Origin of the sequence: Roseovarius sp. Pro17, from assembly GCF_035599575.1 — a bacterium.
Classification (GTDB): domain Bacteria; phylum Pseudomonadota; class Alphaproteobacteria; order Rhodobacterales; family Rhodobacteraceae; genus Roseovarius.
In genome coordinates this window covers 47,365-67,110 of record NZ_CP141179.1, presented here as the reverse complement: position 1 = coordinate 67,110, position 19,746 = coordinate 47,365, and the positions used below count along the sequence as shown (strand labels likewise).

Here is a 19,746-nt window from a genome sequence, read left to right as displayed (position 1 = left end):
CGCGATTACTTCAACCTCGGCGGCCGATCAGGATCAGACCCCGGTGCAGCGCGCTGCGTTGGCGCCGCAGTTTGCGGCAAGTCAAAGCGCAGCCCGACCCGTTCTAGCCGCTGCGCCAACGCACTCCCCGCCTCGGCAAAGCCGACATCCAGCGCGCCCGCCTCTATGCCTGAAAACGTCAGCGCCTCGGACACTGCGCGTGTTAGCGCCATCTCAGCCCCCGGCGCCGCGCCGATGAAAAACAGCGCATGCCCCGCCGCGCCGCCCGCATAACGCGCCCCGGCAAGGCAGGCGTGGTTGGCCAGACCACCCGCGCGCGCCAGCTTGGCGTCCAGCGCATTCAACAGCGCCTGCGGCACGCCCTCGGGCGCGCTGACGCTCTCGGGGCGGGTGCTGGCCTCATTGCCTCCGCCCTGCCCCAGCGTCTGGACCAACCAATCAAGCGCATCAGGTGGCAGCAAGATCGACGATGGTGCGACCTCAAGGTTCAGGCCAAGACCCGCCCCCGCCCCCGCCAGCATCCCGGCCAGCGTGCGGCCCAGCAGCGCGGCATAGGGCGCGGGCCCGTCGGTGAACCCCGCCAACCGCTCTTCGCCATCGAAGGCCAGCGCATAGGATGTGCCCTCGATATCGAACGTGCGCGGGCTGATATGATCGCCCTCCGGCTCTTCGGTCAGCAGCACGAACAGCTGTGTGTCGGCAAGGCAGTGATAAAAGGCAAGGCGCGGCGCGCCATCCTCTGGCGCGGCCTCCATCACCGCATGGGCGCGGTCCAGAGCGGTCTCAGCCATCTTGCATTACCTCTGCTACACGGGCGCGAAGGGCGGGCAGAACCTCGGCCTCGAACCACGGGTTTTTCTTTAGCCAGCCCGTATTGCGCCACGATGGATGGGGCAATGCAAAAACGCCGGGCGCGTGGCTGCGCCAGTCAGCAACGGTTTGCGTCACGGGACCGCGCGCGCCCAAATGGTAGCGCTGCGCATGGGCACCCACCAACACGCGCAAAGGAATAGGGCCAAGCACCTGCATGACGGCATCATGCCAGGTCTCATGGCAGATCGCAGGCGGCGGCAAATCCGCCCCGCGCGCATCATACCCCGGAAAGCAGAACGCCATGGGCACGATCGCCACACGGGTGCGATCGTAGAAATCGGCGCGCTCCAGCCCCAGCCAGTCACGCAGTCGGTCGCCAGAGGGGTCGTCGAACGGCACGCCCGATGCATGCACCCGCGCGCCGGGTGCCTGCCCGGCGATCAGCAGACGCGCGCCGGGCGCGAACCATGGCACGGGACGCGGCGCATGGCCGGTGGCGCTTGCGGCGAAACGCGCGGCGCAAAGACGGCATCGGGCGATCCGGGTGACGAGAGTATTCATTCCCATGCAGATATGGCCCACGGTCCTTGAATTCCAGCGCCATCAACTGAGGCGCCGCAGTGACGCGCCTGCGATTGTTTCCAAAACGCGCAAAAAAGGCCATTATCTGAAGAACATTTTTACCTTTAAGGCATAATTTTGCCTTGAATGCCTGTTTAAAAAGGACGCCAACCCGCATACTGGACTGAGGTCAGGGGACCGAGGCCCGAAAAGCCCCATCACAAGAGGGCGCCCTAGCAGTTTTTCGGAGCGTTTGATGCTCGAGTTCGACAACGTCAGCAAGTCCTTCTGGACTGGCACTCAGCGCAAGGTGATCTTGGAAAAGGTCAGCTTTCGCGTCGAGTTGGGTCGTTCGATGGGCATCCTTGCGCCTAATGGCACGGGCAAGACGACGGTGATCAACATGATGGCCGGCCTCGAGAAACCCGACGAAGGCGAGATAAGGCGCGACTGCCGCATCAGCTTTCCGCTTGGATTCATGGGCGGGGTCATCGGCAAAATCTCGGCGATGGAGAACAGTCGCTATATCGCCCGGCTTTACGGCCTCGATCCCGATTATGTTGAGGCATTCTGTCGCTGGATGTGCAATCTGGGCGAGTATTTCGACCAGCCGCTAGGCACTTACAGCGCCGGGATGAAGTCACGTTTTACCTTTGCGCTGATGCTGGCGCTGGATTTCGACATCTACCTGATCGACGAAGGCATGCCCAGTTCGACCGATGTCGAATTCAACCGCAAGGCAGGCGAAATCCTGCGTGAGAGGCTGGCGACCACGACGGTCGTCATTGTGTCGCATCAGGCCGCCGTGCTGGAGAAGTTCGCGACCTCCGCAGCTGTCCTGATGGGCGGCCAGCTATATATGTTCGATACCTTGGAAGAGGCCAAACAGCTTTATGACTACGAAACCCAAGGCTAGAAAATTCCGCATCCGACGCACCCAAGGTGCGGGGGGCGAGGCCGATCAATCGCAAGTTGGTCATTCGCAGGGCGCGGCCCAAGCGACCGAAACCACTGCGCCGGAGCAGCCATCTGCGATGCCCGAGTCCGAGGCAAAGGATGCACCGCGCACCGGCGAGGTTGTAAGCGCGAGTGAAATGGGTACGTCCCACCACATCGACGACATCCGCAAGGAGGGGCTGACCGGCCGCCAATTGCGCATGGCGCGGCGCGTCGCACAAAAGCACGGGCTGGCGCCCATATCGGATTTCGACGCCGTGCGCCTGTTGCGTGAGCGCGGCATTGATCCGTTTCAACGCTCCAGCATTCTAGAACTGATCACGAACGACCAAGGTCGGGGCGACATCGACGATCCAGCGACCGGGCCCGGCCACGATGTCGACACCCCGCGCGTTCAACTGCCCCAGACGATTCCGGTGCAAGCGACCTTGCCCGCAACCCATCTGAGCCCTGCCGACCGGCGCAGCGCAGAGATCATGCGCATCCAGCGCGATATCGGCAAACGCCGCCGGCGCAAGCTGCTGCTGCTGCTGACGCGGCTGGCAGCATTCGTATTCCTGCCCACTTTGCTGGCCGGATATTATTATTACGGCGTCGCCACCCCGATGTATTCGACCAAGTCCGAATTCCTGATCCTGTCCAATGACGGCGGCGGCGGCGGCATGGGGGGCTTTAAGCTGCCCAGTCAGTTCGCCACCGGGCAGGACGCGATCGCGACACAATCCTATCTTCTGTCCAAGGATGCGATGCTGCGACTCGACCGCGATGTTGGTTTTCGCGATCATTTCAGCCAGCCTTGGATCGATCCGCTCCAGCGGTTAGATCCAGATGCGAGCAACGAAAAGGCCTATAAGCTCTACAAGAAATACATGAAAATCGGCTACGATCCGACCGAAGGCGTGCTGCGGATGGAGATATCGACTGCCGATCCCCAGGTCAGCACCGATTTCTCAAACAAGCTGATCACCTACGCCGAAGAGCGGGTCGACGATCTGTCCAAGCGCAAGCGCGAGGATGCGTTGGAATCCTCGACCGAAAGCCTGGAAACGGCCAAGGAGGAACGCCGCGAGGCGCAGCGCCAGATGGTCGCGTTGCAGGAAGGGAGCCTGCTGGACCCCGAGGGCGAGATTGGCAATATCCGTCAGCTGATCGGCAACGTCGAATTGCAATTGCAGGAAAAACAGCTGGCGCTGAACACGCAGATGAACAACGCCCGTCCGAATAGCGCCAGAGTCGAAGCGCTGGCCAGCGAGATCGAGGTGCTCAAGCGCGAGCAGGCCAAGCAGCGTGCGCGCCTGACCGACGCGACCGATGAAAACACATCGCTTGCCTCGCAAACCGCCGATATCCAGATGGCTCAGGCCGACCTTCTGACCGCCGACATGGTCTTGCAAGCGGCGCTGGAATCACAGCGCATGAGTGCCAGCGAGGCGAACAAGCAGGTGCGCTATCTGACCGTAAGCGTGCGCCCCGTGGCCTCGCAGGACGCGTCCTATCCCCGCTCGTTCGAAAACACGGTCCTGGCGTTTCTGGTCTTTGCCGGCATCTACCTGATGATTTCGCTAACCGCGTCGATCCTGCGCGAACAAGTGTCGTCTTGATTTGAACTTTCCCCCGATATCTGGCATCGCGAGCGGTGCGAACAGCGGGGATGGCCCTGCGCATTTAGAAAAAGTGAGAACACCTCCGTGAACAAGCCCGCCCAGACCGTCACACCCAACACGTGGGAATTCCTGCGCGACGCCATGATCACGCCTACGGGATTTCGCGAGTACGACGCGCGCTGGAAATACCCCGAGGAAATCAACCTGCCCGGTATCACCGCCCTCGGCCTTGGCCTAGGCACGCAGATGTTTGCGCGCGGGATCGACCCGGTGATCGCGGTCGGCAACGACTATCGGGACTACTCTCTCACCATCAAGAACGCGCTGATGCTGGGCCTGATGCAGGCCGGGATCAAGGTGCTGGATATCGGTCCCGCCGTCAGCCCGATGGCCTATTTCGCGCAGTTCCATCTGGACGCGCCTGCCGTCGCGATGGTCACTGCCTCGCACAATCCGAACGGCTGGACCGGGGTCAAAATGGGCTTTGAACGCCCCCTGACCCATGGCCCGGACGAGATGGACGAACTAAAGGCAATCGTGCTGGAGGGGCGCGGTCAGCCGCGTCCCGGCGGCGCCTATGAATACGTGTCTGGCGTGCGCGAGGCCTACCTTGATGATCTCGTCGGCGATTTCCGCATGACCCGCCCGCTCAAGGTGGTTTGTGCCACCGGTAACGGAACCGCATCGGCCTTTGCGCCCGAATTGTTCGCGCGCATGGGCGTCGAGGTGGTCCCGTCGCACAATGATCTCGACTACACCTTTCCCCACTACAATCCCAACCCCGAAGCGATGGAAATGCTGCACGACATGTCCGCCAGCGTGCGCGCGTCGGGCGCTGATTTCGCATTGGGCTTCGACGGTGACGGCGATCGCTGTGGCGTAGTGGACGATGAGGGGACCGAGATTTTCGCCGACAAGATGGGCGTCATCATGGCCCGCGATTTTGCCCGCCTTTACCCCGGCAGCACCTTTGTTGCCGACGTCAAATCCACCGGGCTGTTCGCGTCCGATCCAGAGCTGCTGGCGCATGGTGCCAAGGCCGATTACTGGAAAACCGGACACAGCCACATGAAGCGCCGGGTCAAGGAAATCGGCGCACTGGCAGGGTTTGAGAAATCCGGCCATTACTTTTTGGCCGAACCGGTGGGCCGTGGCTATGATTGCGGGATGCGCGTCGCAGTCGAGATCTGCAAACTGATGGAGCGTAACCCTGACAAATCCATGTCAGACCTGCGTCGCGCGCTGCCCGTAACCTACTCGACACCAACAATGTCGCCCTACTGTGCCGACCTTGAGAAATACGATGTGCTGGAGCGACTGGTGGCCAAGCTGGTCGCCCATCACGATGCTGGATTACCGTTGGCAGGCCGCAAGATCGCGCAGGTCGTCACGGTCAACGGCGCGCGCGTGATCCTGGATAACGGCAGTTGGGGATTGGTGCGCGCGTCATCCAACACGCCCAATCTGGTGGTGGTCTGCGAAAGCAGTGAGAGCGACGCAGAGATGCGTGCGATTTTCGCGGATATCGACGCGGTAATCCGCACAGAGCCATCAGTCGGGGAATACGACCAGATGATCTGAGGATCACCAGCGCAATCCTTGCGTCGTCTGGAGCCGCCCAAAGGCGGGCGAGCGCCTGCTTTCGCTGGCACACCTCGCCCACCACATATAATGTCCCGCAATGACCGAGACCGCCCTCACATACTCGCCCGATCAGGCCGAAGCGCATGACCGCATCAGCGAGGCGCTGCGCGCTGCCGGCGTTGATCTGGAAAATGGCACCACCACGCCCCCACGTGAGGGCAAGGACAGCGTCATGGCCGTCATCGGCAAGGCCGGATCGGGTAAAACGCTGCTCCTCGCCGCGCTCTACCGCGCGCTGGAGGAGGCGGGCGTCGATATCGTTTCGGGCGATTACGAGGGCAAGAAGCGCCGCGATCGCCGCACCCTTGCCATTCTCGCCCCCACGAACAAGGCCGCCTTTGTCCTGCGCATGCACGGCGTCCCGGCCACCACAATTCACCGCATTCTGTACACGCCCGTCTATGACCCCGAGTATGAGAAGATTGCCGAATGGCTGGCTGGCAATGGCGAGCGCCCCGAGATCGAAGCGCTCACCGAAACCGCGCTTGACCGGGCGTTCGCCTTTTACCAGACGAACAAATCCATTCCCGGCGCGCTGGCTGCGGCGGGCCTGAAAGGCAGCGATTTCATAACTGGCTGGAAGCGGCGCGAGGAACCACTGGACATCGGGTTCGTCGATGAGGCCAGCATGCTCGACACCCGCCAGATGGACGATCTCAAGGAGATTTTCCCGACCCTCTTTCTCTTTGGCGATCCTGCGCAGTTGGCCCCGGTCAACAGCTCGGGCGCGATGGTGTTTGAAACCTTACCCGAACGCTCCAAGCTGGAGCTGCACCGCATTCACCGGCAGGACGCCGACAATCCGATCCTCGATCTCGCGCACGCGCTGGCCGATCCGGCGCTGGAATTCCACGACTTTGAGCAGATGATCGAAGATGCCGCGAAACGCGACGACCGTGTTCAATGGGCGCAGCGTGTGCAGGTCGATCTGATGGCGCGCAGCCCCGTGCTGGTCTGGCGCAACGCCACGCGCATCCGCCTGATCAACGCCTTCCGCGCCGTCCACGGAGCGCCCGAAGACGCCTTGCTGGAAGGCGAGCCCCTGATCTGCGACGGCATCGAACTACCGCTCAAGCATCGCAAGAAGCGCCTCGATCTGGAGGCGCGCGGCCTGATCAAAGGCGCGCAGGTGATCTATCTGGGACCGGGCCGCAAACCCGGCTTTTCGCGCCTGCACGTCATGGGGGCCGAAGATCCGCAAATCAGCGCCGCCAGCATCGTCAAAATCGAAAAACCGGGCGAGGAAGAACCGTTCATCCCCTTCGCCGCCAATATGGGGGCCACATTCCTGCACGGCGCCGCCGTCACGATCCACAAGGCGCAAGGTTCGCAGTGGAAGGACGTGCAGGTCTTTGCGCCCGACCTCTACGCCGCGGCCCGGATGGGGCGCAGCGAGGCGGGTCAGCCGCTGTGGAAACGCCTTGCCTATGTCGCGATCACCCGCGCCGAAGAACGCCTGCACTGGGTCGTGCGCAACCGCCTGTCCAAGCCCGAATATGCCTTGCGCGTCGACGATCTGCGCACGAAACCGGTGCCACTGACATTGGAAGTGAGCGAAGAATGAAATCCATCCTCATCACCGGCGCCAGCTCTGGTATCGGGCGTGCGACGGCGCTGGAATTCCTTAACGAAGGCTGGCGCGTTGGCCTGCTCGCGCGCCGCAAGGACCGGCTGAGCGAAATTGCAGACGCGCATGAAAACGCCACCTCCCTGCCCTGCGATGTGACCGACCCCGACGCAATGCAGCGCGCCTTTGGGCAGTTCATCGATACCGCTGGCCGCCTCGACGCTCTCTTTAATAACGCCGGCACGTTCGGCCCCTCTGCCCCGATCGACGAAGTCTCGCTGGACGAGTTCGATCGCGTGGTGAACGTCAATCTGCGCGGGATGTTCATCGCCGCCCGCCTCGCCTTTGCGCAGATGCGCGGACAATCGCCACAAGGCGGGCGGATCATTAATAACGGTTCGCTCTCGGCGCATGTCCCGCGTCCCGGCTCAATCTGCTACACTACGACCAAGCACGCGATCACCGGCATGACACGCACCCTGTCGCTGGATGGTCGCCCCTACGATATCGCCTGCGGACAGATCGACATCGGCAACGCAACCAGCGAAATGGTGTCCGACCTCAAGGCGGCTCAACCCGAAATGCAGGTAATGGATACTAGGCACGCCGCGCGCTCGGTCCTGCACATGGCCCAGCTTCCTTTGGATGCCAACGTCCAGTTCATGACAGTCATGGCGACGAAAATGCCCTATATCGGACGCGGCTGACGCGGCCTAAGCATCGTCTGACTGTGAAAATCCGGTATCGAAGCGTTTCGCGAAAGACCGGAGATACCGATTTTCGCGAAACACGCGCACCGCTCATTTGTTTCGCTGCGTTTCTGATCATTTCGCGTTCACGAAGGCATAGGCCGTGTGTCTGACAGACCTGTCCTGTGGCCACCCGGAAAATCTACAATCTCAATTTCGTCCTGCGCCGGCTGCCCGCCTAAAACGTGTTAAGCTAGGACTGCCCCTTCATGTCCTGCTCGGCTAACTTTATAACATCATGTTATAAACATCTGATAGACAGATCAGCGACACAGACATTGTCGGCGAAGTTAGGGTGTAAATTGAACATTGCGAAAAACCGCGCCCGTTGGGATCTAAAAAACGACATGGCGATGGCTCAGGCCGTTCTGCACGCTCGAATCCCTCTTTGCATCTCGGACCCATGCCGCCCAGATAATCCCATTGTTTTTGTCAATTCCGCGTTTCTCGATTTGACGGGTTACTCCGAAGACGAGATCATTGGCGAAAACTGCAGAATCCTACAGGGCCAAGACACGACAAAAGAGAGCGTTGATTCAGTGCGATCCGCCATCCAAGCCCAAAGGGTCGAAACTGTCGAAATACTTAACTATCGCAAAGATGGCTCCAGCTTTGTAAATGCCCTCCAGATCGGCCCGATTCTGGACGACGATGGGAAGCTGGTGTTTTATTTCGGATCACAGCTGGACGTCACGGCAAAGCGGGATGCAGAGCGTCGATCACGCCAGCTTGCCGACGACGAACTGGTTCATAGACTGCGAAACATCGTCAATGTGATGAACGTCGTCATCAGGATGACAGCGCGCGAAGAAAAGGATGCTACGGTTCTGGGGTCCATCCTAGCTGAACGGCTCCGGACATTGAGTGATGCACATTTTCAAACAATTAACCGGCCACATGACCAGAATTTGAGCTTGAGAGAACTCGCGCAGACGATATTGCTCGCTTACTCTCCCAAGAGTGCGCAGCAGTTCAATCTTGACGGACCTGACGTCATGCTCCCGACGTATCTGCTTTCGTGCATTTCCCTCAGCCTGCACGAGTTGGCGACAAACTCTGTGAAATACGGTGCGCTCGGTGTTGAAGAGGGAAAGGTCAATGTCGATTGGGTGGTTCAAACCGCAGGTGAGAACAGCACGCTTGAGTTCAGATGGTGTGAAACAAATGGTCCGAGCGTCGCAAAGCCTGAACGGCAAAGCGGCTCAAAAATCGTCAATGATCTGATTGCGGCTGTGGGCGGCTCAATTGAGTTGCACTGGAAAGAGACCGGATTGATCGTCGAGGCTGAATTTCCTCTATAGCTGCCAGACGGAACAGCCGGTTTGCCATGCATGTCCATCGTTCACGGCAATATTTGCCAAGCGCCGCCAGCACAGCGGCAAACAACGTCGGTATACGAGGCCAGTTTAATCTAGTTTTGACATCCAGACATCGCGCGCCATTCAACAATGTGCATCGCGCAGCCCCATCACCTTAGCGCACAGGAAAACGGGGCGGATTTCTCCGCCCCGTTTCGTTGTAGCAGTCGGCTGCGGATCAGAAGCCAACCACGAGGGACACATTGAACGAGGTATCGGTATCATCGCGACCGGGCAGCGGATCGCTGTTCCATTCAGTCCGCAGGCTGGTACGGGTGGCCAGGCTCTTGGACAGCTTGAAGGTCACGCCCAGATCGTTGACGACCAGCGTGTCGTTGTCCGAGAACAGGACGTCAGTGTCGTTCGACAGGAACGCGTACTCGTTGATCTTATGGTAGAGGCGCGAGGATGCGATACCAGCGATCTCGGTGGTGTCGTTGCCAAGCTGGTCCTCGATATAGCGCACGCCGGGGCCTGCCTGAACGCGCCAGGCTGTGCGATCGTTGTTGATGATCCGGTAGCCCGGACCGGCGCCGAGGAACGCGTCCCATTTGTTGGACGCAAAGCCGTCATAGCGCAGGGTGCCAACACCGAAGATATAGGCATTTTCGCTGACGTAGCGGTTCGCCTCATAGGTGGCGAACGCCTCTTCCTTGTTGCGCACGTCGTTGTCTTCGGCTGCTTCCAGTGCGAAGGCCCAAGTGTGGTTCCAGGGGCCGACACCATAGCGCAGGCGACCGGCAAGTGACAGATCGACAGTGTCGGTATTGCCGTCAGTGGCCGACAGGCCCAGCGCCATGCTACCGCTCCAGCCTTGTGCGAATTGGTTGTTGCCGAAACGGTCTTTGTCTTCGGCTTTGTCCATGTCACGGGTGACGTCGCGCTCGATATCCTCGACGCGGTCGTCCAGGTCATCGATGCCGAGAACCACGCTCTGAGCGAATGACGGTGCAGCGATCATCAGCGCCAAAGCGGAGGCAGCCGCCAGTTTGGTTGAATTCTTCATGGGTCGTTCCTTTCCCAACAAGGTGACCCGCTCAGTTCATTTGAACGGGAGCATCTCTGCTAAGACGAAAATAGGAACCCCTCATGCATAAGTTAAATTCAAATTATTCAAGTATGAAATGATTATTACTCACGTGAATCGTTTTCACCGCTACCTAAAATTGTAATCTCATGTACCTCGCTGATTTCACGCAATTTCTCCCGAACTTGCTCCTGCTCGACCTCTGTGTTCAATGCCACATCATGCAGCGCAGAGCGTGCTATTTCTGCAACTTCCGGATCCAAATCCTCGCGCCAGATTGCCCAGACCGGAAAGGGAAATACAGGCGCGTCGGGCACCAGGTGCAACTGGCCGCTGTCGATGTAGCGTTTGACGTATCGCGCGGGCAGATAGGCCGCATAATTGCGCGACAGGATGTACTCGGCGACCAGCGCCCCCAGTGCAAAGGTAATGCCTGGGTTGGTCAGATTGGGCAGCTCCATCGCGTGGGATTGCACAAATTCCGGCCCCCAGTCGACAAAAAGGTATCGCCCCTCCAAGTCCATCGTCGGCTCGGGCCAGGGCGCGACCAGCACCAGTTCCTCGTCCGTGACCTTTTCGACTGACAGGCCGGGCCGCAGTTGTGGTGTGTACATAAGGGCGGCGTGCAGCACGCCTTCGGTCAGTTGGCGCGTCAGGCGGTCCGGCATCCCCAGCTCGGTGCGCAGGTTCAGCTGCGGCATGACCTGCCTCAGCCGGTCGATCCAACGAAATCCCAGCCGTGGCCAGAGCGAATATTGCGCCCCGATTGTAATCGTCTTAGTAAAACCTGCCGGCATGGCGATCTGCTGACGTGCCTCCTGCCAGATCTTGATCAGGCTCAGCGCGTAATGTTCGAATTCGCGGCCAGCGACGGTTAGTTCCGCCCCCGCCTTGGACCGCGTGAACAGCGGACAGCCCAGCGATTCCTCCAGCCGCAAGATGCGCAGCGAAACTGCCGATTGGGTGACGAACAGTCGCTCGGACGCGGCCACGAACGACCCGGAGGCAGCGACTTCGAGAAATGTTTTGATAAGCGTGATGTCCATGGGGCAAACATGAGAGTTTCTCATGTCAATCGCAAATGAAAATCGTTAGGCGTTCACGGAAAAACGGCCTAATCCCATTGATGCGGAACTAGATGACGCAAGCCCTTTGCGTCCGGGCTTGACGAAAGATCTCGTGCGGTCCCAACCCCAGAGGCCTGACGTCCGGTTCCGCACAGTTAACCCCGATATTAGGCGATCGGACCGCAGCGCCGCTCAACATGTGATACCGGGCCTCGGCACTGCTACGCACTCCTTGACCAGCATACCGCGAAAGTGGCGGTGCTTCAGCCACACCTCTTTCGCGGCCTGAAGCGCCTCGGGTGAGGGATCGTTGGTCAGGGCCTGAACCGCGTCTTGCAGGGCGCGCGCCGACGCGGCGCTGTCCTCATACCCGGCGGCAGCGATGTTGGTGTAAGTGTACAGCACTTCCGATTTTGTCGCGGCAAAGGCCGGTAGCGCCAATGCAACGGTGAGGACCGTGGTGCTGAGAAAAAAGGCGGTTCATGTAGATCTGTCCTTTAGTGCAATGCGGCAAACGCCGAGGCTATCCGCGCAATGTCGCGCGGCGCGGCCAGCGCGAAGCATTTCATCGTCAGCCCACATTCGCAGGCCAGCGTGGTGAGGATCGGTGAGCAACGGCCGCTCATTTCGTCAGGATCAACTTGCCGGCGCGCGTTATTCGCAAATTGTAAACCTTGTCCTCGAACACGATGCGCGCCTGATCGCCGTCCAGCACCAGATGCCGGGCGTCATAGGTGGGCAGATTGTCCGCCGCGTTACTGATTTCGATGGTCTTGGGCTGAAGCGTCATGGCCGGGCCTCCTGCGGCGGGCGCGTACGGTCCAGCATCCATTCAAGGGCAGCGCCCTCGATCCCGGCATCCTCCTGCCAGCGCTGCACAATCTCGGCGGCGCCGGGGCGCGCACTGGTCCGCGCCGGGTCGGCAGGGGTTTGCAAGGGTGGTTTTTGGAACAGCATGGCGCGCGTCCTGATCTATAAATATCCGTCGGCTTCCCCGAATCTCAAGACATGTCCCGAGTCGAGGTGGCTGGCACAGAAATAAATCTGAGTGATTCAGTCAGCTATGTCAATTCGACTTTTTTAGTCGGAAACAAAAACCTGCCGACCTCTGTCAATTCCACAGGACTTGCCTTTTGCCGCGCGCCTGACGAAAGTCGATCTGCGCGCCCCCTTCAGGAGACACCAAGATGCCGCCCAATAGCTATGTGTCGTCCCCCGCCCATGACGCCTATGACGTGATTATCATAGGCGGCGCAATGATGGGTGCGGCTGCGGCGTGGTTCACTGCGAGCGATGCGGATTTCGACGGGCGCATTCTGGTGATCGACCGTGATCCGACTTACGAGAAATGTTCGACCGGGCACACGAATTCCTGCATCCGCCAGCAGTTCAGTTCAGCGCTGAATGTGCGCATCTCGCAGTTTGGGGCCGATTTCATCCAGAACCTGCGCAGCTATATGGGTGATGACCCTCGCGTACCGCAGCTAAAGATTCAGAATTACGGCTATATGTATCTGGCCGATACCGAGGCTGGCGCAGATGCCCTTCGTGCCAGCCATGCCGTCCAGCGCGCCGAAGGGGCCGAAACGCGGCTGATGACGCCGGATGAACTGGCCGCCGAATATCCGTTCTACGCGGTGGACGATCTGGTGCTGGGCAGCATCAACCTCAAGGATGAGGGCTATTGGGACTATATGGCCGTCTTTGACTGGTGGCGCCGTTCCGCGCGCGAGCGCGGCGTCGAGTTTCTGGCAGGCGAGGTGACAGCGATCCATCATGACAAGGGCCGGGTGACAAGCGTCACGCTTGCGTCGGGCGATGCCATCGCCTGCGGCCAATTGGTCAACGCGACCGGCCCGCGCGCCGCGCGCACGGCGGCGATGGCGGGCATCGACATCCCGGTGGAACCTCGCAAGCGCTATACGTGGACGTTCTCGGCCGAGCAGCCGCTGAGCCGCGAATTGCCGCTGACGGTGGACCCTTCGGGCGTGCACATCCGGCAGGATGGGCGCGATACCTATATGGCGGGCGCCCATAGCCATATTGATCCGGCGGTCGATCCGGACGATTTTGACATGGACCATAGCATTTGGATGGACCACGTCTGGCCCGCCATCGCCACGCGTATCCCGCAATTCGAGGCGATCCGCGTCCTGCGCGAATGGGCCGGGCACTATGCCATGAATACCTTTGACCATAACGCCATTTGCGGCCCACATCCTGAGCTGAGCAACTTTCTGTTTTTGAACGGATTCTCCGGCCACGGGCTACAGCAAGCGCCCGCCATGGGGCTTGGTATGGCCGAATGGCTGGTGCATGGGCAGTATCGCACGCTGGATCTGACCCCATTCCATTTCGAGCGGATCACAGAGGGCAGACCCTATGCTGAGACCGCCATCATTTAGGGATTCCCCATGAAGATCGTTCGCACCGACGCCGAGCTGCAAACCCCTATTACCGATACCGCGCTGAGGGATGCAGGCCACGATCTGGTCACGCTGCCTGATGGAATAGATGAGGATAGCCTCATCGCCGCGGTGGCGGACGCCGACCTGCTGCTGATGTGCTACACTCCCATAACCGTCCGCGTGATCGACGCCGCGCCCAACCTGCGCGGCATCGTCAAATACGGCGTAGGTATCGACGCTATCGACATCCCTGCCGCCAAGGCGCGCGGTATCACGGTCGTCAACATCCCCGAATATGCCGAAGAAACGGTGGCCGAGGGCGCCTTTGCGCTGATGATCGCGCTGGCCAGAAAGCTGATCCCGCTGGACCGCAAAATGCGCGCCGATGGCTGGGCCTGGCCCGAGCCGACATGGATGGGCAACGATATTGCGGGCAAAACTATCGGCATCGTCGGCTTTGGTAAAATCGGGCGCAGCATGGCGCGAATGTGCGGACAGGGATTCCGCGCCAACGTGATCGCCTACAGCCCTCATACGCCCGCCAGTGACATGGAGGCGGTCGGCGTGACCCGGTGCGAGACGCTGCTCGATCTTCTGGCGCAAGCCGATATTATCAGTATCCACTGCGTTCTGAACGCCAACACCCACCACCTGATCGGCGAGGCCGAACTGCGCGCGATGCAGCCCCACGCCCACCTCATCAACGTCTCGCGCGGGGCCATCGTGGACGAGGCGGCGCTGGTACGCGCATTGCAGGAGGGATGGATCGCAGGTGCGGGTCTGGATGTTTTCAGCGACGAGCCTCTGCGCCGCGACGGCCATATGATCAGCCCGCTCTTTGAGATGGACAACGTGATCCTGTCGCCGCACCTGACGTTTTACACCGCCGAGGCGATGGAGCGGCTGGAGCGCGAGACATTGGAGCGCTGCAACGAGATGATTGAGGGGCGGCCCGTGCTGGTCAAATCCACTGATCCGCGCCTACAGGATCAGCCGGGCGCTACCTATCCGTGACCGGCGATCAGTACGATTCCGACCGCAACGATCCCAGCTGCCACCAGTCGCCGTGCGCGCGGCCCTTCGCCGAACCATAGAACCCCGATCATCGCGGCAAAGATCACCGACGTCTCGCGCAACGCCGAGACGAGGCCGAGGGGTGCCAGCGTCTTGGCATACAGCACCAGGCCATAACCGCAGCCCGATATCACGCCCCCCAACAGGCCCAGAGCGATTGTTTTGACCGGCAACGCACGCAGTCGTTCCATCCGGCGCGGAAACACATACATCGCCACGGTCAGATTGCCGACAAAGACCCACGCGATGTAGCCCACCGCATTGCCGGATGCGCGCACGCCCATACCGTCGATCAGCGTATAGCTGGCCACGATCAGCCCCACCCCGACCGCCGCCAGCACGCCACCCATTGGCAGGGCGCCATGCAGCACCGGATAAGACAGGACCGATATGCCGACACTGATTGCGACGATTCCGGCCCATGCGTAAAGCGGTAGCACCTCACCCACCCAGATCTGCGCCGCCAGCGCCACCACGAGCGGTGCAAGGCCGCGCGAAATGGGATAGATCAGGCTAAGATCGCCCAGCCGATATGCAACATTCAGCAGATAGAAATAGCCCCAGTGAATGACGATGGACGCGATCAGCCACGGCAGTGCCGCCATCGACATACGCGCCGAAAACAGCGCCAGCGTCAGGCCGAATGCCCCCTGCCCAATCGCGAGCAGCCCGGTGGTCAACGCGCGATCCCCTGCTCCCTTCATCACCGCATTCCACAGCGCATGAAGCATGGCGGCGCAGAGTACCATCAGGCTGACGGTGAGGGTCAGTTTGCTGCGTCCTTGATCGCCGCCACAACGATCTCGAGCGCACGGTCAAGATCGCCCTTTGGGATGGTCAGCGGCGGTGACAAGGTCAAAACACAGCCTTGGGATATCTTGAAGCTGAGGCCCGCATCAAGGCAGGCATAGTAGATGCCCTCGGCCAGCGCATTGCCTTGCGTCTTGTCGCCCCGATTCTGCACAATCTCGACGCCGAACATCAGGCCGCGCCCGCGAATGTCACCGACAATCGGGCAGCCATTCAGCCGATCCCTCAACAGGTCCATCGCATAATCGCCCAACTCTGCTGAGCGTTCGACAAGGTTTTCGTCCTCGATGATTTCCAGCGTGGTCAGCGCTGCGCGGGCGGTCACGGGGTTTTTCTCATGCGTGTAATGCCCGATGGCAAAATCGCCGCATACATCCAGATCACGCCGCGCGACGCAGGCGGCGATAGGCAGGATACCTCCGCCTAGTGCCTTGCCCATGGTGACAATATCCGGAATTACGTCGTCATGCTCAAACGCGAACATGCGGCCCGTCTTGCCCAGACCTGTCGGAATTTCGTCGAGGATCAGCAGCGCACCATGACGATCACAGGACTCGCGCACGGCCTTCCAAAAGCCGGGAGGCGGCACGTAAGGGACGGCGCGCATCGGCTCGGCTATGACGGCTGCGACGTCGCCTTCGCGCTCTAAAACATAGTCGACCATCTTGGCGCAGGCGAGGCCGCAGACGTCCGGACCTGAGTGATTATAGGGGCAGCGATAGCAGGCAAAAGGCGCGACATGCTCGGCACCGGAGATGAGAGGTCCGGCGATGTGGCTGCGAAAGGTCGCCTCGCCACCGACGCTGGCCGCGCCCATGCCGGCGCCATGGAAGGCATCCCAGAAGCTGACCGTCTTGAACCGCCCTGTCGCGGCGCGCGCGATTTTCAGCGCCACTTCGTTGGCGTCCGATCCGCCGGTGGTAAAGAGAGTCTTGCCCAGATCGCCCGGCGCAATTTCGGCCAGTTTTTCGGCCAACTGCACCGCAGGTTCGTTAGTGAAACGGCGCGGTGCGAATGGCAACTCATCCATCTGAGCGGCGATGGCGGCCTTTAGTCGGGGATGCCCGTACCCGATATGGTGCACCGAATTGCCGTGGAAATCCATGAAGCGACGGCCATCCAAATCCTCGATCCAGATGCCTTCGGCCTTGGCGATGGTCGACACGCAAGGGCTAGAGAGGCTCTGATGCAGGAAGGCGTCGGAGTCGCGTTGTAGGAGCGGTGCGGAGTTCGAGCCGATGGACTTCTTTAGCCACGCCTGACGCGCGTCCGAGGTGTTGGATTCGCCTTCGGTGTGAACGATCTGGGTCATGGTGCCTCGCCTTCGGGTGCCTGTGGCGTCAAAAAAGAGAGGCCCGACAAGCGGGCCTCAAGTCTCGGGGAGAGAGTATTATCCGGGCCACGGCAGCGAGTATGTCTTGACGTTGGTAAAGAATTTCATCGCCTCAATGACGCCTTCCTTGACGCCATTCCCGCTGTCCTTGATCCCGCCAAAGGGTGACATTTCAATCCGGTAGCCGGGCTGTTCCCAGATGTTGCAGGTGCCTACGTCCAGCCCGTTGATATAGGCGATGGCGCGGTTCAGATCGTTGGTGCAGACACCCGACGACAGGCCGAAGGGGGTGGAGTTCGAAATCCTCATCACCTCGACATCATCATCGGGTACACGCACGATCGGGATGATCGGCCCGAAGGTTTCCTCCATCACCAATTCGCTGTCGTGGGGTACGTGATCGACCACAATGGGTGGCAGCAGCGCGCCCTTGCGCTCGGGGTGATACAGGATTTTTGCGCCCTGTTTCTCGGCATCGAGCACGCGGTTCTCAAAGGTTTCGGCAGCCTTGGCGTGGATGACGCAGCCCAGTTCGGTATCGGGATCTCGCGGATCGCCAAAACGGATCGCTTTGGCCTTTTCCAGCACCAGCGCGACAAAGCGGTCACCTACAGATTCCTGCACCAGAATACGCTTGATCGCTGTGCAGCGCTGGCCGGAATTGCCCGTCGCGCCCGCAACGGCGATGGTCGCGGCCTTGTCCAGATCAGCGTCGGTCAGGTCGTTACAGATAATCAGCGGATCGTTCCCTCCCAGTTCCAGCGCCTGACGTTTATAGCCCGCCTTGGACGCGATCATCTTGCCCACCGGCACACCGCCGGTGAACGTGATGATGTCGATATGATCGTTGGTGATCATTTCGTCGCCGATGTCGCCGGGCAGGCCGGTGACGATCTGGAACATCTCGGGCGGTAGGCCGGCCTCATAGAGGATATCGGCCAGCGCGATCGCGGTCAGCGGGGTCAATTCGGTCGGCTTGCAGACCATGCAATTGTTCGTGGCGATGGACGGCGCGATCTTGTGGCTGACCATGTTCAGCGGGTGGTTGAACGGCGTGATGGCCGAAATCACACGAACCGGCTCGCGCATGGTAAAGATTTTACGCGCTTTGCCGTTATGAGTGAGGTCGCACGAGAAAATCTCGCCGTCGTCGATCAGCGCCTGAGAGGATGCAAAATTATAGACATCCTGCGCGCGTTTCGTCTCGTAAATGGCGTGCTGGTGGCAAATGCCCAGCTCCAGCACCAGCCATTTGGCCAGATACTCGCGCCGCTCGCCGATCAGTTCGCCCGCGCGGTGCAGGATCTGGCTGCGCTCATATCGGGTCAGGGTCGGCTTGTAATTAGCGGCTATCTCGAACGCCCTGCGCGCGTGCTCGGCCTTGCCCGCCGGGACGGTGCCGATGACCTCTTCGGTGTAGGGAAAAAGCACCTCGACAACATCGTCGGTAAAGACGATTTCACCGCCAATGCGCATCCCCTCGTGGCGTGGCTCGATCTGGGTCAAGGACAAGTCCTCCATATCAAAGTGCCGCCGCAGTCGTAGCGTAGAAGAATGCATCGAAGTTGCGCAATTCCGGCTTGGTGGGCAAGTCGATCTTGCGGTTCACGATGAAGGGCACGACCTGCTCGGTCAGGCCACCATGGCTGCGCAGCGGCTCGTTCAGGGCGGCCAGATCGTGGCGGTGCTCGGAGGTGCCGATGGTCATGTTCTCGGTCGAAATCATGACAATGTCGCCGATGCGGTCTTCGGGCAGTTCAAAGCGTTTCACTGCCTCTTCCTTGTCGATGACTTCTAGCAGTTCATCATGCTTTTTCAGGCGCGCGATGATGTCCGCGCGGTCGGCACCTTTGGGCAGATACGCGGTGGCAAAGCCGCCCAGCGCGCCGTGATGGACGACGTAAGGGTCGGTGATTGGCAGAATGACGCGCGCCGCCGCCTCGCCCAGCCATTCGTCCATCAGATCCTGAACATAGATGGCCTGCGGATCACCATTGGCGTCATGCTTGGGTTTCATGCCGTGATCGGCGGTGACCACGATCGCCGCGCCCATTTCATCAAGCTCGCCCAGATACTTGTCGAACATCTTGTAGAACGATTTCGCCTCTGCGTCGTCCGGCGCATATTTGTGCTGAACGTAGTCGGTGGTCGTCAGATACATTACGTCCGGCTTCCATTCGCGCAGCAGCTTGACGCCAGCGGCAAAGACGAACTCCGACAATTCAGCAGAATAGACCTCGGGCTGTGCCATGCCCAGCCATTTGCTGGCGGCGTCCTGGCCGTGATCGGCCTGCGTGGATGTATCGGACTTCTCGGCCGAGAAGCACTTGGCGCGGTCATCGTCGAATTTGAGGCCCGCACCCAGCAGCGCGCGCAGCTTGTCCTTGGCCGTGACGATGGCGACGCGCGCGCCTGCTTCGTAGAACTTGCTAAAGACAGTCGGCGCGCGCAAGAAGCGCACGTCGTTCATCATCACCTCTTCGCCGGTGTCCGGATCATAGAGGTAGTTGCCGCAAATCCCGTGGACGATGGGCGGGCGGCCCGTCGCGATGCTGAGATTGTTGGGGTTGGTAAAGGACGGAATCACCGAATGGGCCAAACGGTCGGTACCGGTTTCACGCATCTTTTGCAGGTTCGGCATCAGACCGTCCGCGATCGCCTTGGTCAGGTATTCCGGCTCGCATCCGTCGAGGCAGATGGCAATGGCGCAGACCTTCGGCGCTGGATATTCGCGGTCGTTGGCGGTGACGGAGTTGGTAATCGGCATATGTTCG

General features: G+C 60.3%; 19 protein-coding genes. 8 read left to right on the top strand and 11 right to left on the bottom strand.

Going from position 1 to position 19,746, the window contains the following annotated elements:
- Positions 1–5: 5 nt before the first annotated feature.
- Together U3654_RS00310 and U3654_RS00305 are read right to left on the bottom strand one after the other, a co-directional pair.
- Positions 6–791, bottom strand: a complete 786-nt coding sequence (locus tag U3654_RS00310) for an SseB family protein (protein ID WP_324753380.1) — start codon at positions 789–791, stop codon at positions 6–8.
- A complete protein-coding gene (locus U3654_RS00305) occupies positions 784–1,374 on the bottom strand; it encodes a uracil-DNA glycosylase family protein (RefSeq protein WP_324755345.1) in 591 nt (196 codons plus the stop codon). The genes U3654_RS00310 and U3654_RS00305 overlap by 8 nt, the downstream gene beginning before the upstream one ends.
- A gap of 256 nt (positions 1,375–1,630) precedes the next feature.
- On the opposite strand from U3654_RS00305, the gene U3654_RS00300 reads away from it, so the two are divergent.
- The 6 genes from U3654_RS00300 to U3654_RS00275 all read left to right on the top strand — a co-directional run bounded on the left by U3654_RS00300 (position 1,631) and on the right by U3654_RS00275 (position 9,196).
- Complete coding sequence (locus tag U3654_RS00300; RefSeq protein ID WP_324753379.1) at positions 1,631–2,290, top strand: ABC transporter ATP-binding protein; 660 nt, start codon at positions 1,631–1,633, stop codon at positions 2,288–2,290.
- Positions 2,268–3,932: a capsule biosynthesis protein gene (locus tag U3654_RS00295; protein ID WP_324753378.1), complete on the top strand. Its 1,665-nt coding sequence runs from the start codon at positions 2,268–2,270 to the stop codon at positions 3,930–3,932. The genes U3654_RS00300 and U3654_RS00295 overlap by 23 nt, the downstream gene beginning before the upstream one ends.
- A 144-nt stretch (positions 3,933–4,076) precedes the next feature.
- Complete coding sequence (locus tag U3654_RS00290; RefSeq protein WP_324755344.1) at positions 4,077–5,516, top strand: phosphomannomutase/phosphoglucomutase; 1,440 nt, start codon at positions 4,077–4,079, stop codon at positions 5,514–5,516.
- 100 nt (positions 5,517–5,616) lie between these two features.
- On the top strand, positions 5,617–7,143 hold the full coding sequence (locus U3654_RS00285; RefSeq protein WP_324753377.1) for an ATP-dependent DNA helicase: 1,527 nt from the start codon (positions 5,617–5,619) through the stop codon (positions 7,141–7,143).
- Positions 7,140–7,853 carry an SDR family oxidoreductase gene (locus U3654_RS00280; protein WP_324753376.1) on the top strand — a complete coding sequence of 238 codons (714 nt, stop codon included), beginning with the start codon at positions 7,140–7,142 and terminating at the stop codon, positions 7,851–7,853. Before U3654_RS00285 ends, U3654_RS00280 begins: the two co-directional genes overlap by 4 nt.
- A gap of 344 nt (positions 7,854–8,197) precedes the next feature.
- Entirely contained in the window at positions 8,198–9,196 is a 999-nt protein-coding gene (locus U3654_RS00275; protein ID WP_324753375.1) for a PAS domain-containing protein, read from the top strand.
- A gap of 235 nt (positions 9,197–9,431) precedes the next feature.
- Here the strand turns inward: U3654_RS00275 and U3654_RS00270 are convergent, their stop codons facing one another.
- From U3654_RS00270 to U3654_RS00250, 5 genes are all read right to left on the bottom strand, one after another.
- On the bottom strand, positions 9,432–10,259 hold the full coding sequence (locus U3654_RS00270) for a DUF481 domain-containing protein (RefSeq protein WP_324753374.1): 828 nt from the start codon (positions 10,257–10,259) through the stop codon (positions 9,432–9,434).
- 125 nt (positions 10,260–10,384) lie between these two features.
- On the bottom strand, positions 10,385–11,326 hold the full coding sequence (locus U3654_RS00265; protein WP_324753373.1) for a LysR family transcriptional regulator: 942 nt from the start codon (positions 11,324–11,326) through the stop codon (positions 10,385–10,387).
- A 213-nt stretch (positions 11,327–11,539) separates the two neighbouring features.
- Positions 11,540–11,752, bottom strand: a complete 213-nt coding sequence (locus U3654_RS00260; protein ID WP_324753372.1) for an imelysin family protein — start codon at positions 11,750–11,752, stop codon at positions 11,540–11,542.
- Positions 11,753–11,969: 217 nt separating this feature from the next.
- Positions 11,970–12,137 carry a hemin uptake protein HemP gene (gene hemP, locus U3654_RS00255; protein WP_324753371.1) on the bottom strand — a complete coding sequence of 56 codons (168 nt, stop codon included), beginning with the start codon at positions 12,135–12,137 and terminating at the stop codon, positions 11,970–11,972.
- Positions 12,134–12,304, bottom strand: coding sequence for a hypothetical protein (locus U3654_RS00250; RefSeq protein ID WP_324753370.1), 171 nt, complete (start codon positions 12,302–12,304; stop codon positions 12,134–12,136). The genes hemP and U3654_RS00250 overlap by 4 nt, the downstream gene beginning before the upstream one ends.
- Positions 12,305–12,534: 230 nt before the next feature.
- Between U3654_RS00250 and U3654_RS00245 the strand changes: the two genes are divergently transcribed.
- Entirely contained in the window at positions 12,535–13,752 is a 1,218-nt protein-coding gene (locus U3654_RS00245) for an FAD-binding oxidoreductase (RefSeq protein WP_324753369.1), read from the top strand.
- Positions 13,753–13,761: 9 nt separating this feature from the next.
- On the top strand, positions 13,762–14,769 hold the full coding sequence (locus U3654_RS00240) for a C-terminal binding protein (RefSeq protein WP_324753368.1): 1,008 nt from the start codon (positions 13,762–13,764) through the stop codon (positions 14,767–14,769).
- Here the strand turns inward: U3654_RS00240 and U3654_RS00235 are convergent.
- The 4 genes from U3654_RS00235 to phnA all read right to left on the bottom strand — a co-directional run bounded on the left by U3654_RS00235 (position 14,760) and on the right by phnA (position 19,739).
- Positions 14,760–15,533, bottom strand: coding sequence for a DMT family transporter (locus U3654_RS00235; RefSeq protein ID WP_324753367.1), 774 nt, complete (start codon positions 15,531–15,533; stop codon positions 14,760–14,762). The genes U3654_RS00240 and U3654_RS00235 overlap by 10 nt on opposite strands.
- A gap of 62 nt (positions 15,534–15,595) precedes the next feature.
- Positions 15,596–16,951, bottom strand: coding sequence for an aspartate aminotransferase family protein (locus U3654_RS00230; RefSeq protein ID WP_324753366.1), 1,356 nt, complete (start codon positions 16,949–16,951; stop codon positions 15,596–15,598).
- A 78-nt stretch (positions 16,952–17,029) separates the two neighbouring features.
- Positions 17,030–18,478: a phosphonoacetaldehyde dehydrogenase gene (gene phnY, locus U3654_RS00225; RefSeq protein WP_324753365.1), complete on the bottom strand. Its 1,449-nt coding sequence runs from the start codon at positions 18,476–18,478 to the stop codon at positions 17,030–17,032.
- 16 nt (positions 18,479–18,494) lie between these two features.
- Positions 18,495–19,739: a phosphonoacetate hydrolase gene (phnA, locus tag U3654_RS00220; protein WP_324753364.1), complete on the bottom strand. Its 1,245-nt coding sequence runs from the start codon at positions 19,737–19,739 to the stop codon at positions 18,495–18,497.
- Positions 19,740–19,746 lie beyond the last annotated feature (7 nt).

Bases quoted from the DNA above. Each gene is read 5' to 3' on its own strand.
- U3654_RS00310 (WP_324753380.1), bottom strand. From the start codon at position 791: ATGGCTGAGACCGCTCTGGACCGCGCCCATGCGGTGATGGAGGCCGCG.
- U3654_RS00305 (WP_324755345.1), bottom strand. From the start codon at position 1,374: ATGAATACTCTCGTCACCCGGATCGCCCGATGCCGTCTTTGCGCCGCG.
- U3654_RS00300 (WP_324753379.1), top strand. From the start codon at position 1,631: ATGCTCGAGTTCGACAACGTCAGCAAGTCCTTCTGGACTGGCACTCAG.
- U3654_RS00295 (WP_324753378.1), top strand. From the start codon at position 2,268: ATGACTACGAAACCCAAGGCTAGAAAATTCCGCATCCGACGCACCCAA.
- U3654_RS00290 (WP_324755344.1), top strand. From the start codon at position 4,077: ATGATCACGCCTACGGGATTTCGCGAGTACGACGCGCGCTGGAAATAC.
- U3654_RS00285 (WP_324753377.1), top strand. From the start codon at position 5,617: ATGACCGAGACCGCCCTCACATACTCGCCCGATCAGGCCGAAGCGCAT.
- U3654_RS00280 (WP_324753376.1), top strand. From the start codon at position 7,140: ATGAAATCCATCCTCATCACCGGCGCCAGCTCTGGTATCGGGCGTGCG.
- U3654_RS00270 (WP_324753374.1), bottom strand. From the start codon at position 10,259: ATGAAGAATTCAACCAAACTGGCGGCTGCCTCCGCTTTGGCGCTGATG.
- U3654_RS00265 (WP_324753373.1), bottom strand. From the start codon at position 11,326: ATGGACATCACGCTTATCAAAACATTTCTCGAAGTCGCTGCCTCCGGG.
- hemP (WP_324753371.1), bottom strand. From the start codon at position 12,137: ATGACGCTTCAGCCCAAGACCATCGAAATCAGTAACGCGGCGGACAAT.
- U3654_RS00250 (WP_324753370.1), bottom strand. From the start codon at position 12,304: ATGCTGTTCCAAAAACCACCCTTGCAAACCCCTGCCGACCCGGCGCGG.
- U3654_RS00245 (WP_324753369.1), top strand. From the start codon at position 12,535: ATGCCGCCCAATAGCTATGTGTCGTCCCCCGCCCATGACGCCTATGAC.
- U3654_RS00240 (WP_324753368.1), top strand. From the start codon at position 13,762: ATGAAGATCGTTCGCACCGACGCCGAGCTGCAAACCCCTATTACCGAT.
- U3654_RS00235 (WP_324753367.1), bottom strand. From the start codon at position 15,533: ATGAAGGGAGCAGGGGATCGCGCGTTGACCACCGGGCTGCTCGCGATT.
- U3654_RS00230 (WP_324753366.1), bottom strand. From the start codon at position 16,951: ATGACCCAGATCGTTCACACCGAAGGCGAATCCAACACCTCGGACGCG.
- phnA (WP_324753364.1), bottom strand. From the start codon at position 19,739: ATGCCGATTACCAACTCCGTCACCGCCAACGACCGCGAATATCCAGCG.